Source organism: Streptomyces sp. NPDC002566, assembly GCF_042889585.1.
Classification (GTDB): Bacteria; Actinomycetota; Actinomycetes; order Streptomycetales; family Streptomycetaceae; genus Streptomyces.
In genome coordinates this window covers 221,044-236,714 of record NZ_JBIARD010000008.1, presented here as the reverse complement: position 1 = coordinate 236,714, position 15,671 = coordinate 221,044, and the positions used below count along the sequence as shown (strand labels likewise).

At 70.8% G+C, this 15,671-nt stretch carries 15 protein-coding genes and 2 tRNA genes; 10 read left to right on the top strand and 7 right to left on the bottom strand.

The annotated features are described in order from the left end of the window. The first annotated feature begins 261 nt into the window (after positions 1 to 261). On the top strand, positions 262 to 801 hold the full coding sequence (locus ACFYXA_RS30010; RefSeq protein WP_389038738.1) for a hypothetical protein: 540 nt from the start codon (positions 262 to 264) through the stop codon (positions 799 to 801). A gap of 883 nt (positions 802 to 1,684) precedes the next feature. Here the strand turns inward: ACFYXA_RS30010 and ACFYXA_RS30005 are convergent. Both ACFYXA_RS30005 and ACFYXA_RS30000 read right to left on the bottom strand, forming a co-directional pair. Further along, on the bottom strand, positions 1,685 to 2,491 hold the full coding sequence (locus tag ACFYXA_RS30005) for a hypothetical protein (RefSeq protein WP_389038735.1): 807 nt from the start codon (positions 2,489 to 2,491) through the stop codon (positions 1,685 to 1,687). Positions 2,492 to 2,493: 2 nt separating this feature from the next. Further along, the gene (locus ACFYXA_RS30000; protein WP_389038915.1) at positions 2,494 to 3,084 is read right to left on the bottom strand and encodes a sigma-70 family RNA polymerase sigma factor; all 591 of its coding nucleotides are present in this window, start codon (positions 3,082 to 3,084) and stop codon (positions 2,494 to 2,496) included. Positions 3,085 to 3,458: 374 nt separating this feature from the next. Here ACFYXA_RS30000 and ACFYXA_RS29995 point away from each other — a divergent pair, with 374 nt between their 5' ends. Continuing rightward, a complete protein-coding gene (locus ACFYXA_RS29995) occupies positions 3,459 to 3,632 on the top strand; it encodes a hypothetical protein (RefSeq protein WP_389038733.1) in 174 nt (57 codons plus the stop codon). A gap of 148 nt (positions 3,633 to 3,780) precedes the next feature. Here ACFYXA_RS29995 and ACFYXA_RS29990 read toward each other — a convergent pair. After that, positions 3,781 to 3,852, bottom strand: a tRNA-Cys gene (locus tag ACFYXA_RS29990). Between the two features lie 22 nt (positions 3,853 to 3,874). Next, a tRNA-OTHER gene (locus ACFYXA_RS29985) sits at positions 3,875 to 3,973 on the bottom strand. A 212-nt stretch (positions 3,974 to 4,185) separates the two neighbouring features. On the opposite strand from ACFYXA_RS29985, the gene ACFYXA_RS29980 reads away from it, so the two are divergent. From ACFYXA_RS29980 to ACFYXA_RS29955, 6 genes are all read left to right on the top strand, one after another. Then, complete coding sequence (locus ACFYXA_RS29980) at positions 4,186 to 5,616, top strand: MFS transporter (protein ID WP_389038730.1); 1,431 nt, start codon at positions 4,186 to 4,188, stop codon at positions 5,614 to 5,616. Between the two features lie 40 nt (positions 5,617 to 5,656). Next, positions 5,657 to 5,857, top strand: a complete 201-nt coding sequence (locus ACFYXA_RS29975; protein ID WP_389038727.1) for a ribbon-helix-helix protein, CopG family — start codon at positions 5,657 to 5,659, stop codon at positions 5,855 to 5,857. After that, positions 5,854 to 6,234 carry a type II toxin-antitoxin system death-on-curing family toxin gene (locus ACFYXA_RS29970; protein WP_389038724.1) on the top strand — a complete coding sequence of 127 codons (381 nt, stop codon included), beginning with the start codon at positions 5,854 to 5,856 and terminating at the stop codon, positions 6,232 to 6,234. Before ACFYXA_RS29975 ends, ACFYXA_RS29970 begins: the two co-directional genes overlap by 4 nt. Positions 6,235 to 6,427: 193 nt before the next feature. Then, positions 6,428 to 8,224, top strand: coding sequence for a DEAD/DEAH box helicase (locus ACFYXA_RS29965; RefSeq protein ID WP_352252626.1), 1,797 nt, complete (start codon positions 6,428 to 6,430; stop codon positions 8,222 to 8,224). Between the two features lie 290 nt (positions 8,225 to 8,514). After that, entirely contained in the window at positions 8,515 to 9,162 is a 648-nt protein-coding gene (locus ACFYXA_RS29960; RefSeq protein ID WP_352252624.1) for a helix-turn-helix domain-containing protein, read from the top strand. 291 nt (positions 9,163 to 9,453) lie between these two features. After that, entirely contained in the window at positions 9,454 to 10,245 is a 792-nt protein-coding gene (locus ACFYXA_RS29955; RefSeq protein ID WP_389038721.1) for a PDZ domain-containing protein, read from the top strand. Positions 10,246 to 10,259: 14 nt separating this feature from the next. Here ACFYXA_RS29955 and ACFYXA_RS29950 read toward each other — a convergent pair whose 3' ends face one another. Further along, positions 10,260 to 10,736, bottom strand: a complete 477-nt coding sequence (locus tag ACFYXA_RS29950; protein ID WP_351098829.1) for an Lrp/AsnC family transcriptional regulator — start codon at positions 10,734 to 10,736, stop codon at positions 10,260 to 10,262. A gap of 122 nt (positions 10,737 to 10,858) precedes the next feature. Between ACFYXA_RS29950 and hppD the strand changes: the two genes are divergently transcribed. Beyond that, positions 10,859 to 12,004, top strand: a complete 1,146-nt coding sequence (gene hppD, locus ACFYXA_RS29945) for a 4-hydroxyphenylpyruvate dioxygenase (RefSeq protein WP_130436542.1) — start codon at positions 10,859 to 10,861, stop codon at positions 12,002 to 12,004. A 20-nt stretch (positions 12,005 to 12,024) separates the two neighbouring features. Here hppD and ACFYXA_RS29940 read toward each other — a convergent pair whose 3' ends face one another. Beyond that, a complete protein-coding gene (locus tag ACFYXA_RS29940) occupies positions 12,025 to 13,560 on the bottom strand; it encodes a tetratricopeptide repeat protein (protein ID WP_389038717.1) in 1,536 nt (511 codons plus the stop codon). Between the two features lie 92 nt (positions 13,561 to 13,652). Between ACFYXA_RS29940 and ACFYXA_RS29935 the strand changes: the two genes are divergently transcribed. After that, entirely contained in the window at positions 13,653 to 15,059 is a 1,407-nt protein-coding gene (locus tag ACFYXA_RS29935; RefSeq protein ID WP_389038714.1) for an FAD-binding oxidoreductase, read from the top strand. A 39-nt stretch (positions 15,060 to 15,098) separates the two neighbouring features. Here ACFYXA_RS29935 and ACFYXA_RS29930 read toward each other — a convergent pair whose 3' ends face one another. Next, positions 15,099 to 15,608, bottom strand: coding sequence for an SsgA family sporulation/cell division regulator (locus ACFYXA_RS29930; protein ID WP_389038711.1), 510 nt, complete (start codon positions 15,606 to 15,608; stop codon positions 15,099 to 15,101). Positions 15,609 to 15,671 lie beyond the last annotated feature (63 nt).

Genomic DNA, 15,671 nt, shown 5'->3' with positions numbered 1-15,671 from the left:
GCGTACGGCGGTGAACGGTGGCGACCGTCAGTGCACTGGACAAAGAACAGGACAAGGAACAGCGCGGAAAGAGCCAGTCTCGCTACGGCGACTCGATCAGCTCTGTGGTTCGGGCCCGCTGAAGCCGGGTCCTGCGCGATGATAAGCGCAGGACTGGGGGCAGTTCGGGCAAAAGTCCATGTCATACCCGGTGATTCCAGGCGGTCAGAGCCGTTCCCCATGGCGCCGAACCGGCCCGAGGAGAAGCGAGGGAGCAAGATCATGTATGACTGCGAGGGATGCGGCCGTCGCCGCCGGGAGGGGCTGTTCTTTGGCTCCGGAAGCGAAGCGAAGTGGTGGTGTTCGCGGTGCCAGAGCGCCGACCAGAAGGAGTTGGTCAGCTCCCTGGATGACCGCTCCCGGGGCGTGCTCGCCCGTGATACCGACGGTGTGGAATGGTCGTACGGTCCGAACATCTATGTCCGAATGCGCGCGGACCTGCTGGACTGGGCGGACCAGCACGACCTGAAGAGTGGCAGCACGGGGTGTTCATCTGGGCTCCACTGGCTCGACAAGGGCCGCTGTGCCAAGAGGGAGTGCCACGACAGGCCGGGGTTCTACGACCACACGACCACGTGGCTTTCCCGGACCACCGGCAGGCCCGCACTGGTCTTCAACCAGCCGTACAACCCGGTGGACCCGGCCGAGGTTCATGAGCTCATCAGCGAGTACCCGTCTCTCACGGCCGAGGTCGGGCCGGAGAGTTGGTACGGCTCAGCAACCCTTGGTGTCTACATCTGGAATCACGACAACCGCTCGTAGACTGTTCGGCCGCCCCGTTAACCCCGCATCGAAGGGGCCCCACCTCGGTCCTTCGGCCCATGATCGGCGCGGGCTCTCGTTCTTGCCTGGAACCTCGTAGGACCCTCTCCATGTCCCGGTGTACATGGATGTTCTTCTCAGTGCGGCCGCCAGTGCCGCCGGCGCCATCTTCCTGCTCTTCCTCGGGGCGTGGGAGAGCGACAGACGAACCCGGCGGACAGAGGCCCGGAAGGAAGCTGCCTCCGACCGGGCAGCGCTTGAGGCGCAGGCTGACGAACTTGTGGCGGCCGTGCTGGCCCTGCGGGTGGCGGGCAACGCTCATGACCATCTCTGGGGCGGATGGCGGGCGAGATTGCCCGTCCTTCTGCGCGCGGCGGTCCAGGGCGGGGCGGCATACGCCCGGTCTGGGCAGAAGGGGTTCCCGGCAGTCATGGCCGGTTACGGCGATGCTGCTAGCGTCATCGGTCGCTGGGACCGTGGGAGCGCGATGTCGGCGGCCGGGCTGGCGGCACCCCTGAGCCGACTCGGAGCGGCAGCCGCACCCCTGCTCCGGCGCCAGGATCCGGGACTTGCGGCAGCAGCCGAGGGAGTGTTCACAGCGGCGGTAGAGCACTACGCAGACGAGGAACGGATGACCCGGGCCTTGGAGGCGTTCCACGAGGCCCTGCGGCCCGCGCTAGAACTGCCCCCAGCCCCCCGGCGGCGATGGACCCTGCGTCGGAGCAACAGCCAGACGACTCCTGACGACGAGTAGCAGCACAGCCCGAGGGCCCGCGTCATCGTCGGCGCGGGCCCTCGGTTCGTCCCGGACCGCCTATGAAACAGGCGGCGGCCAGATTCGGGCTCGGGGCAGACGGGCAGCAGGTAGTGCGGCATGGCAAGCTCACCAGCGGCAGTAGGCCACGGCCGCGTCATCACCCGACTTGTAGCGTGGCCACCGAATCCTGGTGGGGTCCATGGCCTCGACCTTGCGCACGGTCTCAATCAGCTCACGTGGCCCGCCAGTCTGAAGCGTCGTGAAGACATCAGACCACGTCGCCATGCCGTACTCCGTCACCAGCCTCGATACGCCGTCCGACATGACTGCCGCAGAGCGGATGCCGGCCAGTGGCGTCGTGCCGGTCAGCGCGTGCTGTGCCGCTTCCGGACTGGATGAGGCGACCCAGTAACCCTCTGGCGTGTTCCGCGCCTGCCGCTGTGCGAGCACGAGGCGCTGAAGAGCCTCCCTGTGCCCTGGAGTGTGGGTCTCGTGGCGCTCTACCTCATCCCGCAGGTTTGGCAGAACTGCATCCACGCGAACGTCAGTGATCACGGTGTGCCCGTCGGGGCCATCGAGGACGATGGGCGAATCAGCTAGAACGAGGTGATCAAGAACCCCGTACCTATGCCGCAGGATCGCCACTGTGGCCGATGGTGTCCCAGGGTTGCCGAGGTCGCATTCGGGGTGTGCCGCCGCCACGCGTTGGAGAGCATCCGCCAGGCCGTCTGTGAGCGGCCGGTCGAGATCTGCCAGAGCGGCCACCAGGTGATCGCCGAGGTGGGCGACGTACCACGAGACGCCGTGACGGCATCCCGTGGTCAGTCCAGCCGTACTAAGCCCATCCAGCACCACGGCGAGCGTGGGGGTGCCAGCCACCCAATCTTCGTTCGGGTTGGCTGCGCCAGCTTGCGTTTCAAAACAGATGCGCATGATCAGTTCTCGTGTCGGTACAGCGGGGTGACGCGACGACTCTCCAGCACTTCCAGCGTCTCAGGGTCATAGCGGCACGAGATCAGTGTGGAGAAGCGCCGCGTACGAACCTCTCGGTACAACTCTGCCAAGTTGTGCTCCAAGTAGTGCACGACTCCGTTCGCGCCGATGGCGTGGACCCCGGCGATGTACAGGAACGTCCCACGGCCGTCCAGACGCGGGAGCCGTCCGAGGTAGCCGAAGTCGCCGGCTGATCCGTCCTCATCCATCGGGGACCGATACTCCTCGCCCGTCCTCTGGTCGACCAGGTGCCAGGCACGGTCCTTCTCAAACCGCAGGTTGTCGTCCCCCTCCAGCACCTGGGCAACGATGGGTGACAAGCGTGGGCCGCAGATGACCACGTGGTTGTCACGGTTGAGGTTGACGATGCCGGTAGGCGGGATCACCTCGTACTGCGCCTCAAGCTTCATGCCCCCCAGAAGCTTGCGCAGATGCTCGAAATTGTCGAGGTCTTCCCGGACCACGACTGCGCTCGGGTTCTGGTCGGGCCCCTTGCCTGCCTCGGGCTTGCCTCCCAGCGAGACAGTGACCACAGTCCGTACCGAAGAACGCTCGCTCCGGCGGCGGCCCGGCAGACGCCAGTTGCCCGACCCGCCCGCGACTCACCCCCAGTTTCGATGCGATCTCGGCCTGGGTCATGCCGGACGCCTGCGCCTCTTCGATGGCCTCGCGGCGGATGCGGGACAGCTCTCACGAGTGGGCGTTGGCAGCGCTACCCCGCTTGATTAGTGCGTCTCTGAGTGCGCCCGCCAGGCTGCCGACGAGTTCTTGTACGAGTTCTGTCACCACCGGGCAGGTCTCAGCCGAAGCAACCCATGTAAACAGTGGGGCAGCTCGGTTGAGAGCTGCCCCGCGCACGTTCTTGGCCAGTTGCCCCTTCCGATGAAGAAGCCGGAAGGAAACAGAAGTGAGCAGCAAGATCGTCGCGGTCATCGCTATCGCGGTTGCGGTAGGGCTGATCTTCGGCATTGGTGCATATGCCTGGACACGCAACCCCACAGATGCCATGGCGATGTCCGGCCTCGGGCTGTTTGGGGCCGCCATGCTGGGGATGGCCATCATCGTCCTTCTGTGGCCTTGAACCCCGCCGTCAACCCGCCGAGAGCCTTCGTCAACCGGTCTGGCGACGACGACGTGAGAGCTAACTGAGACGGGAACTGAGACGGACGACCAAGAGGGCGGCACCCTCCGAGGGTGCCGCCCTTTCGTTTTGCCTGTTCAGGCGATAGAGGCCGTGGCGGGATTCGAACCCACGTAACTCGCTTTGCAGGCGAGCCCCTGAACCACTCGGGCACACGGCCGTACGGGTACTGCTGTTTCTTCCTGCCGTGGCGGGATTCGGACCCGCGTAACTCCCCGCGAGCGGAGCTCGCTGTTGGGTGCTGCGCAGGCGAGCCCCTGAACCACTCGGGCACACGGCCGGTCCGCAGTTCGTTCGGGGGGTTGCCCCTTTCGGACTGCGTGTCATGACCGTAGGTGGCCGCGGGAGGTGGGCTCAAGGAGTTCGGGTGGGCTGCAATGAGGTTGCCATGTGCTGTTCATGGAAGGGGCGGAGGGCGTAGGACCAAGGGACCAGGGGCGGGACGGTCTCACGACAGGGGTCAACAGTCGTTGTGGGCCTTACTCTGGCGGGCATGGCCCTCCTCGAACCCCATGACACCGATGTCGCCGACCACTTGCAGGGCGGCGGTGAGACCGTGCTCGGGCGGTCGTATCGGGCGCTCAGTGTCGGGGTCGTCTCCGTCGTGTTGCTGATCGCCTTCGAGGCGACCGCCGTGGGGACCGCGATGCCGGTCGCGGCGCGGGAGTTGGACGGGGTCGGGCTCTACGCGTTCGCGTTCTCCGGGTACTTCACCACCAGCCTGTTCGCGATGGTGCTGGCCGGGCAGTGGTCCGACCGGCGCGGGCCGCTGGGCGCGCTGACCTCGGGCATCGCCGCCTTCGCCGCCGGGCTCATGGTGTCCGGCACCGCCGGGGTCATGTGGCTGTTCATCCTCGGGCGGGCCGTGCAGGGGTTCGGCGGCGGGCTGGTCATCGTCGCCCTGTACGTCGTCGTCGGCCGGGCCTACCCCGAGCGGCTGCGGCCGGCGATCATGGCGGCGTTCGCGGCGAGCTGGGTCGTGCCGTCGATCGTCGGACCGCTCGCCTCAGGCGCGGTGACCGAGCACCTCGGCTGGCGGTGGGTGTTCGTCGGCATCCCCCTCCTCGTCGTCTTCCCGCTGGCCCTCGCCCTGCCCCAGATACGGCGACGCGCCGCCGGCCCGGTCGACGGCGCTGCGGGCGCCTCCTTCGACCGCCGCCGTATCCGGCTCGCCCTCGGCATCTCCCTCGGCGCCGGACTGCTCCAGTACGCCGCGCAGGATCTGCGTCCCCTGTCCGTGCTGCCCGCCCTCGCGGGCGTCGCGCTGCTCGTGCCGGCCGTCCTCGGGCTGCTGCCGCGCGGCACCTACCGTGCGGCCCGCGGCCTGCCGTCCGTCGTGCTGCTGCGCGGGGTCGCCGCGGGGTCGTTCATCGCCGCCGAGTCGTTCGTGCCGCTGATGCTGGTCACCCAGCGGGGCCTGAGCCCCACCCTCGCCGGGTTCTCGCTCGCCGCCGGCGGCGGGACCTGGGCGCTGGGGTCCTGGGTGCAGTCACGCCCGCGGGTGGAGCCGTACCGGGAGCGGCTGATGACCGTGGGGATGGTGCTGGTGGCGGCCGCGATAGCCGCCGCGCCGAGCGTGCTCGTCGACGGCGTGCCGGCCTGGTCCGTCGCGGTCGCCTGGGCCTTCGGCTGCTTCGGGATGGGGCTGGTGATCTCCTCCAGCAGTGTGCTGCTGCTCAAGCTGTCCGCCCCGGAGGAGGCCGGCACCAACTCCGCCGCGCTCCAGATCTCGGACGGGCTGTCCAACGTGGTGCTGCTGTCGGCGGGCGGGGCGGCCTTCGCGGCGCTCGGCGGCGGGACCGTCACGCACGCGGCCACCGAGGTCTCCGGCTCGCACCCGGCCGCGTTCGCCGCCGTGTTCCTGCCGATGGCGGGGGTGGCGCTGGTGGGGGCGTGGGTGACGACGCGGCTGCGGGTTCAGTAAGTGGTACCACTCTGGCCCCACACCTTGGTACCGTTTTGGTATGGCTATGAACGTGCGACTCCGTGACGACCAGACCGAAGCGCTGCGGCTGCGGGCCGAGGAGGAGGGCACCAGCATGCACGCCATACTGCTGCGGGCCGTGGACGACTACCTCGCCCGCACGGCGCACCAGGCGCTGGTCCGCAACGCCGCCAAGGAGCAGACCGCCAAGTGGGCCGAACTGCTGGAGCGGCTCAAGTGACGTGCGTCTTCCTGTCGGCGGAGGACGTGCTCGCCATCGCCGAACTCGCCGAGGACGACCAGAAGGTCGTCGTACGGGACGTGGGTCTGCTGGAGTCGGCCGTGCACCGGCCCTCGGCCGCCATGTTCGGGCAGGAGGCCTACCCGGACCTGTTCGACAAGGCGGCCGCCCTCCTGCAGTCGCTCGCCGTCAACCGTCCGTTCGTCGACGGGAACAAGCGCACCGCGTGGACGTCGTGCGTGGTGTTCCTGGCGCTCAACGACGTGCAGTTGCGTCCGGACATCGACCTCGCCGAACGGCTGGTGATCGACGTGGCCACCGGCGACGTGGACGAGATCGACGCCGTCTCGAAGGTGCTGCGGGAGCTCGCCGAGTGACCGTGTGAGGTGTGTCCCACCCGCGCCCGCCCCGGCGCAGTCCGCGCGTCGGCGGCGCGGGGCCGCCGGTAGGGTGGCCCGGTCGTCAGCCGCTGCCCCGCTTCGAGGCAGCGGACGCACGGACACCGCCGACGCACAGACACAGCCGACGCAAGCGAAGCAGCCGAGCCGCCCGAGCCACGAACCGGAGACCGTGACTACCACCGCCGCCTCCACCTCGCATCACCTCTCTCCCGCCTTCCCCGGCCGCGCCCCCTGGGGCACCGCCGGCAAGCTGCGTGCCTGGCAGCAGGGGGCGATGGACAAGTACATCCAGGAGCAGCCCCGCGACTTCCTCGCCGTCGCCACCCCCGGCGCCGGCAAGACGACCTTCGCGCTCACCCTCGCCTCCTGGCTGCTGCACCACCACGTCGTGCAGCAGGTGACCGTGGTCGCGCCGACCGAGCACCTGAAGAAGCAGTGGGCGGAGGCCGCCGCGCGGATAGGCATCCGGCTGGACCCCGAGTACAGCGCCGGCCCGCTCAGCAAGGACTACCACGGCGTCGCCGTCACCTACGCGGGCGTCGGCGTACGGCCCATGCTGCACCGCAACCGCAGCGAGCAGCGCAAGACGCTCGTCATCCTCGACGAGATCCACCACGCCGGCGACTCCAAGTCCTGGGGCGAGGCCTGCCTGGAGGCGTTCGAGCCGGCCACCCGTCGTCTCGCGCTCACCGGAACCCCGTTCCGCTCCGACACCAACCCCATCCCCTTCGTCACGTACGAGGAGGGCAACGACGGCATCCGCCGCTCGGCCGCCGACTACACCTACGGCTACGGCAACGCGCTCGCCGACCACGTCGTCCGCCCCGTGATCTTCATGTCGTACAGCGGCAACATGCGCTGGCGCACCAAGGCCGGCGACGAGATCGCCGCCCGGCTCGGCGAGCCGATGACCAAGGACGCCGTCAGCCAGGCCTGGCGCACGGCGCTGGACCCGCGCGGCGAGTGGATGCCGAGCGTGCTGCGCGCCGCCGACCAGCGGCTCACCGAGGTCCGCAAGGCCATCCCGGACGCCGGCGCCCTCGTCATCGCCTCCGACCAGGACTCGGCGCGCGCCTACGCCAAGCTCATCCGCGAGATCACCGGGCACAAGGCGACCCTCGTCCTGTCCGACGACGCGGGCGCGTCCAACCGGATCGACGAGTTCAGCGCCGGCACCGACCGGTGGATGGTCGCGGTGCGCATGGTGTCCGAGGGCGTCGACGTGCCGCGCCTCGCCGTCGGCGTGTATGCCACGACGATCTCGACGCCGCTGTTCTTCGCCCAGGCCGTGGGCCGTTTCGTACGGTCCCGGCGGCGCGGCGAGACCGCCTCGGTGTTCCTGCCCACCGTGCCCGACCTGCTCGGCTTCGCCAACGAGATGGAACGCGAGCGCGACCACGTCCTCGACAAGCCCAAGAAGGGCGGCGAGGACGAGGACCCGTACGCCGAGTCCGAGAAGGAGATGGACGAGGCGAACCGGGAGCAGGACGAGGACACCGGCGAGCAGGAGCAGTTCTCCTTCGAGGCGCTGGAGTCCGAGGCCGTCTTCGACCGGGTCATGTACAACGGGGCCGAGTTCGGCATGCAGGCCCACCCGGGCAGCGAGGAGGAGCAGGACTACCTCGGCATCCCGGGGCTGCTGGAGCCCGAGCAGGTGCAACTGCTGCTCCAGAAGCGGCAGGCCAAGCAGATCGCGCACAGCAAGAAGAAGCCGGACGACGAGGCCGACCTGCTGGAGCTGCCGGCCGAGCGGCGGCCGGTGGTCTCGCACAAGGAGATGATGGAGCTGCGCCGGCAGCTCAACAACCTGGTCGGCGCGTACGTCCACCAGAGCGGCAAGCCGCACGGCGTGATCCACACCGAGCTGCGGCGGGTGTGCGGGGGGCCGGCGAGCGCCGAGGCGACGGCGGGGCAGCTGCGGCAGCGGATCGCCAAGGTGCAGGAGTGGGCGACGCGGATGAGGTGACGCCGCGTCACCGGCGTGCGTCTTATCAGGACAAACCGCGGGAGATCCATACCGGCCATTGACCGGATTCTGGACAAAGTCTTCCGCTGAGCGAACCCGCTTCGCTAATGTCCCGCTACGCACACGCCCCGTGGCAGCGCCGCCGCGGAGCGCAGCCGTGAAGCGACCGGTCCCGGACACGCCGGGCCCGTCTGTCGATCGGCGGCCTCTGACGCGCGTCACTGACGGGACTCGGTGACGCATCCGCCGCGACGGGGGTTGCCGACCTCACCACTTAAGGAGTGGGCGTCGTGACCGCGGAGACCTCCCAGACACTCGACAGAGGGCTGAAAGTCCTCAAGCTGCTGGCCGACACCGACCACGGGCTCACCGTCACCGAGCTGTCCAACAAGCTGGGCGTGAACCGGACCGTCGTGTACCGGTTGCTGGCCACGCTGGAGCAGCACGCGCTCGTACGACGTGATCTGGGCGGACGGGCCCGCGTGGGCCTCGGGGTGCTGCGGCTCGGCCGGCAGGTGCATCCGCTGGTACGGGAGGCAGCGCTGCCGGCGCTGCGGGCACTGGCCGAGGACATCGGCGCGACGGCGCATCTCACGCTCGTCGACGGGGCGGAGGCGCTGGCCGTCGCGGTGGTCGAGCCGACGTGGACGGACTACCACGTGGCGTACCGGGCCGGGTTCCGGCACCCGTTGGACCGGGGGGCGGCCGGGAAGGCGATTCTCGCGGCGCGGCAGCGGGCGGGGGGCGGGGCGGGGCCCGGATACACCTTGACGCACGGGGAGTTGGAGGCGGGGGCCAGCGGGGCCGCGGCTCCGCTGCTGGGGGTCACGGGGGTCGAGGGGAGTGTGGGGGTGGTGATGTTGACGGATGCGGTGCCTGAGCGGGTGGGGCAGCGGGTGATGGATGCGGCGCGGGAGGTGGCGGAGGCGTTGCGCTGACCGCTGGCCGCTGGTTGTACGGGGGTGCGGTGAGCGTTGCGTGAGCGTGGCCCCGGGTCGGTGTGGGCCGGGGGAGGGGACGCGCCCGGCGCTGGGGGGTGCCGCTGCGCCCACCCGTGCCGCCCTGCGGCACGACTGCCCGCAGCTACCTGCGGACGCGCGCTGCGGCGCGACTGCCCGCAGCTGCGTGGGGACAGGGTGCTCTGCGGCGCGAGTGCCCGCAGTTGCGTGGGGGAGGGCGGCGTCCATGCCGCGGGTGGGCTTGCTGGGGTGGGACGTTAGATTGGGGCTGTGTTTTCTCGGGTTTCGCGGGTTCAGGTTCTCGTCGGCTGTGCCGTGCCCCTCGTCGGGCTGATCGCGGTCGCCGTGTTCGTGCCGTTGCCGTTCTCGGTGGCGCAGCCGGGGATGACGGCGAACGTCCTGGGCGAGAACAAGGGAACCCCGGTGATCACGATCTCGGGGGCGCCCACCCGGCGGACCACCGGGCAGCTGCGGATGACCACCATCGAGGCGACCAGCCCGGACACGCACGTCTCCCTCGGTGACGTCATCGACGGCTGGTTCCGCGCCGACCAGGCGGTGATGCCGCGCGACGCCGTCTACCCCAGCGGGGAGAGCACCAAGGAGATCGAGCGGCACAACACCGAGCAGATGAAGGCGTCCCAGGACGCCGCGACCGAGGCCGCGCTCACCTATCTGCACCGCGCCGACGACGACGTCACCGTCACCCTGAAGCTCGCCGACGTCGGCGGCCCGAGCGCCGGTCTGCTGTTCTCCCTGGGGATCGTCGACAAGCTGAACGGCGACGGCAGCGGCGGCGACCTCACCGGCGGCCGCACGGTCGCCGGCACCGGCACCATCGACGCCGAGGGACGCGTCGGCGCGGTCGGCGGGGTCGCGCTGAAGACGCAGGCCGCCCGCCGGGACGGCGCCACCGTCTTCCTCGTGCCGAAGGACGAGTGCTCCCAGGCCAAGAGCGAACTGCCCGAGGGCCTGCGGCTGATCCCGGTGACGACGCTCAAGGGCGCCGTCGACTCCCTCGTCTCCCTGGAGAAGGGCAAGGGGCAGGTGCCCTCCTGCTGACAGGGCGCCGCGGCTCAGCCCTCCCGGTCCCGTGCCGCCTGCTCCACGAGCGGGATGATCCGCAGCGGAACCGCGTTCTCCATCACGATCGCGGTGGAGGCCCGCACGATCCCGTCGAAGCCGACGACCCGGTCGATGACCCGCTGGAGATCGGCGTTGGAGCGGGCCACCAGCCGGCACAGCATGTCCCCGCTGCCGGTGGTGGTGTGCAGCTCCAGCACCTCCGGGACACCCGCCAAGTGCGCCCGCACGTCGGTGCCTTGACCCTGCCGGATCTGGAGCGTGGCGAACGCGGTGACCGGGTAGCCGAGGGCCGCGGGATCCACCTCGGGACCGAACCCGCGGATGACTCCGTTCGACTGGAGCCGGTCCAGCCGGGCCTGCACGGTGCCCCGGGCGACCCCCAGCCGGCGCGACATCTCCAGGACGCCGATCCTCGGCTCGCGCGCCAGCAGCCCGATGATCCGGCCGTCCAGACGATCGATCGCCATGCCCGCCTCCGAGATGGTCATCCTGTACAGAAAGCCCGCCGAAGCCGGTGCGACGCTGTGCACATTGCCCGGCCGGCAGGGAAAGTGTTGCGCACCTTGCCCGACGGGGCCACGCTTCGGCTATGACGCAGACCACATCTCACACTCCCGACACCGCCCGGCAGGCCGACCCCTTCCCGGTGAAGGGAATGGACGCGGTCGTCTTCGCCGTGGGCAACGCCAAGCAGGCGGCGCACTACTACTCCACCGCCTTTGGCATGAAGCTGGTCGCGTACTCCGGACCGGAGAACGGCAGCCGCGAGACCGCGAGTTACGTCCTGGAGAACGGCTCGGCCCGTTTCGTCCTCACCTCGGTGATCAAGCCCGCCACCGAGTGGGGCCACTTCCTCGCCCGGCACGTGGCCGAGCACGGCGACGGCGTCGTCGACCTCGCCATCGAGGTCCCCGACGCGCGCGCCGCGTACGCGTACGCCCTCGAACACGGCGCCCGCTCGGTCGCCGAGCCGTACGAGCTCAAGGACGAGCACGGCACCGTGGTGCTGGCCGCGATCGCCACCTACGGCGAGACCCGGCACACGCTCGTCGACCGCTCCGGCTACGACGGCCCGTACCTGCCCGGCTTCACCGCCGCCGCCCCGATCGTCGAGCCGCCCGCCCAGCGGACCTTCCAGGCCATCGACCACTGCGTCGGCAACGTCGAACTCGGCCGGATGAACGAGTGGGTGTCGTTCTACAACGACGTCATGGGCTTCACAAACATGAAGGAGTTCGTGGGCGACGACATCGCGACCGAGTACAGCGCCCTGATGTCGAAGGTCGTCGCGGACGGCACCCTCAAGGTCAAGTTCCCGATCAACGAGCCCGCCGTCGCCAAGAAGAAGTCCCAGATCGACGAGTACCTGGAGTTCTACGGCGGCGCCGGCGTCCAGCACATCGCGCTGAACACCAACGACATCGTCGCCACCGTCCGGACCATGCGCGCGGCCGGCGTCCAGTTCCTGGACACCCCCGACTCCTACTACGACACCCTCGGCGAGTGGGTAGGCGACACCCGCGTCCCCGTGGACACCCTGCGCGAGCTGAAGATCCTCGCCGACCGCGACGAGGACGGCTACCTGCTGCAGATCTTCACCAAGCCGGTCCAGGACCGGCCGACCGTGTTCTTCGAACTCATCGAACGCCACGGCTCCATGGGCTTCGGCAAGGGCAACTTCAAGGCTTTGTTCGAGGCGATCGAGCGGGAGCAGGCGAAGCGGGGCAACCTGTGAGGCCCTGACAGGGGCATCCCTCAGCCGCGTGGGGGACGGAAGTCCGGTACGTCCTCCATCGACGGCTCGCCCAGGGCGGCGAGGGCCGCCCTGGCCGCAGGGGCGTGCAACGGGGAGAAGTACGGGTTGATCCGCAAGGCCTCCGTCAGATGACGGCGGGCGGCGCCCTGGCGTCCCAGCGAGCGCTCGATCATGGCCAGGTGGTAGGTGTACGGCGCGCTGCGCATCGCACCGCCGTGCACCCTGTCGGTCGCCGTCATCGCGTACCGCAGGGCCTCACGGTCGTCGCCGGCGCGGTGCAGCGCCCAGCCCAGCGCGTCGGCCACCGCGATCCCCGGCTGCCGCCGCCACTCGGCGCGCAGCCGGGCCACCGCCGCCGCCGGGTCCCCGTGATCCGCCTCGAACTGGCCCAGCACCAGCTGCTGGTCGACGCCACCCGCCTCGTCCCTCGACACACGTGCGCGCAGCAGGTCGTACTGCACCCGGGCCGCATCGGTGAGCCCCAGCGACTCGTACAACTCGCCCAGCTCCAGCGCGTAACCCGGCAGCGGCTGCTTTTCGAGCGCCACCCGGTAGGCGCTCAGCGCCTCCGACACCCGGCCCAGCGCGGCGAGCGCCCGGCCCTGCCCGGCCTGCGCGGCCCGCTGGTCCGGGTCGAGCCGCACCGCCTCCTGGAACTGCCGCAGCGCCGCCTCGCGGTCACCGCGCTCCCAGGACAGCTGCCCCGCCCGCTCCAGCCAGGCCGCCTGCTCGGCGGGCGAGGCCGCCCCGGCCACCGCGTCGGACAGCGCGGCCGCCGCGTCCTCACGCCAGCCGCGGTCCCGGTAGACGCCCGCCGCCCACGCCTTCACCGCCGGCCCGGAGTGCAGCTTCTTCAACCGGTCCAGCGTGGCCTGCGCCTTCTTGTACTCGCCCAGGCCGGTGTAGGCGTCGATGAGCTGCGGGTACGCCGTCCACTGCTTCGGCGCCGCCTTGCGCGCGGCCTCGCCCTGCTCCAGGGCGGTACGGAAGTCACGGCGTGCGTTGGCGAGGGCGGCCAGGCCGACGAGGGCCTCGGCGTTGCCGCGGGGCCGCGCCTTCAGCGAGGCGCGCAGGGCACGGTCGGCCTTGGGGTACAGCACCGCGGCGTCGGCGGTGCGCCGGCCCTGCTCCACGTAGGCCGCGCCGAGGACCGCCCAGCCGCGGGCGTCGTGCGGACGGCTCCGTACGCGGGCCTCGTGCTCGTCGATCAGCTCGGCCAGCTCGGGCAGCGCCGCGGTGACCCCGCCGCGCACCGCCGCCTGCGCCCGCGCGCCCGGCGCCGGCAGGACCGCCGGCCCCCGCGGCGCCTCCCCATGCGACCACATCATCGCCCCGCCGACTCCGGCGCCCCCCACGGCCGCGCCCACGGCCAGCCCCCAGGCCAACCGCCGCCGCCACCCCCGCGCGTGCCGCCCGCGCGGTGCGGCGCCCCCGCCCTCCGCCGCCCCATCGGCCTCCGAGCGCACGTCCCCCGGCCCCGCCGTCGTCGTTCCCGTCGTCCTCGGTGTCGTCGTCTCCCTGGCGCGTTCGTCCATGGCGCTCACTGTGCGTCAGGGCCGGCGCGCGGCCGGGGCATCCGCCGGGTGCCGCAGCCGGGGTTCACACCGATGGCCCCGGGTGCGACGCTGTGATCATGAGCCGTATCGAAGCTCCTCGCGACGAAGCGACCGGCAACCTCCTCGACCGGCTTCTGGACGGCCTGCCCGCCGAGGCGGTCCTCGCCGACCCGGACGTCATGGCCTCGTACGCCCACGACATGGCGAGCTTCTGCCCGGCCGGCGCCCCGGCCGTCGTCGTGCTGCCGCGCACCGTCGAGCAGGTCCAGCACGTCCTGCGCACCGCCACCGAGCTGCGCGTCCCCGTCGTCCCGCAGGGCGCCCGCACCGGGCTGTCCGGCGCCGCCAACGCCTCGGACGGCTGCGTCGTGCTCTCCCTCGTCAAGATGGACCGCATCCTGGAGGTCGACCCCGTCGACCGGATCGCCGTCGTCGAACCGGGCGTCGTCAACGCCGTGCTCTCCCGCGCCGTCGGCGAGCACGGCCTGTACTACCCGCCCGACCCCTCCAGCTGGGAGACCTGCACGATCGGCGGCAACATCGGCACCGCCTCCGGCGGCCTGTGCTGCGTGAAGTACGGCGTGACCGCCGAGTACGTCATCGGCCTCGACGTCGTACTCGCCGACGGCCGGCTGATGACCACCGGCCGGCGCACCGCCAAGGGCGTCGCCGGCTACGACCTCACCCGCCTCTTCGTCGGCTCCGAGGGCTCGCTCGGCGTCGTCGTCCGCGCCGTCCTCGCGCTGAAGCCGCGGCCGCCCCGGCAGCTCGTCCTCGCCGCCGAGTTCCCCTCGGGGGCCGCCGCCTGCGACGCCGTCTGCCGGATCATGGCCGGCGGCCACCTCCCCTCCCTCCTCGAACTGATGGACCGTACGACCGTCCAGGCCGTCAACGAGCTCACCCGTATGGGTCTCCCGCAGACCACCGAGGCCCTCCTGCTCGCCGCGTTCGACACCCCCGACCCGGCCGCCGACCTCGCCGCCCTCGGAGCGCTGTGCGAGGCCGCGGGCGCCACCTCCGTCGTCCCGGCCGAGGACGCCGCCGAGTCCGAACTGCTCCTCCAGGCGCGCCGCTCCGCCCTCGTCGCCCTGGAGGCGGTCAAGGGCACCACGATGATCGACGACGTGTGCGTGCCCCGCTCCCGGCTCGGCGAGATGATCGACGGCGTCGAGCGCATCGCCGAGAAGTACGCGCTGACCATCGGCGTCGTCGCCCACGCGGGCGACGGCAACACCCATCCGACGGTCTGCTTCGACGCCCAGGACCCCGACGAGTGCCGGCGCGCCCGCGAGTCCTTCGACGAGATCATGGCCCTGGGGCTGGAACTGGGCGGCACCATCACCGGCGAACACGGGGTGGGCGTGCTGAAGAAGGAGTGGCTGGCGCGCGAGATCGGCCCCGTGGGCCTGGAGATGCAGCGGGCCGTCAAACAGGTCTTCGACCCGCTGGGCATCCTCAACCCCGGCAAACTGTTCTGACGTACGCCTGTACGGCGGCCCGGATTCCGGTCCGCCGCTTCACCTCCCGTCCCGCGGCTCGTCCGTCGACGGCCCCGCCCCGGAGCCCGGCCCGGGCTCGCTCAGCCACTGGTCGCACAGCCACAGGTCCTCCGCCGCCGGGGAGAACAGCTCGGTCAGCTCGTCGTCGAGGCAGAGCCGAGCGGCCTCCGTCCCCGGCGGCACCGCCCGCAGCGTCCGCTCCAGCCAGGCCGTCACCTGCTCGGCGGGTGCCTCCAGCAGGGCGTCCCCGGCGGGCGAGCTCAACGCCATCATCACGACGCCCCGCCCGTCCGCCTTCGTCGGCCACACCCGTACGTCCGCCTGCCCGCACGGCCGGAACACGCCCTCGACGAGGAGCTCGCGGGCGAACGTCCAGTGCACGGGGCGCTCGGAGTGGATGTGGAAGGTGACGTGCACGGCGAAGGGATCGTCGCTGCGGTAGCCGAGCCGGGCCGGCACCGGGACGCTGAGCTCCGGCGACAGCACGAGTACGAGCTCCAGCTCGCGTTCCACCACGGTGGGTCGCATGTCGTTCTCCTCTCGGTACGCATCCGTACGGAAGGGAGAGCGGCTTGCGACGGCGGCATTACG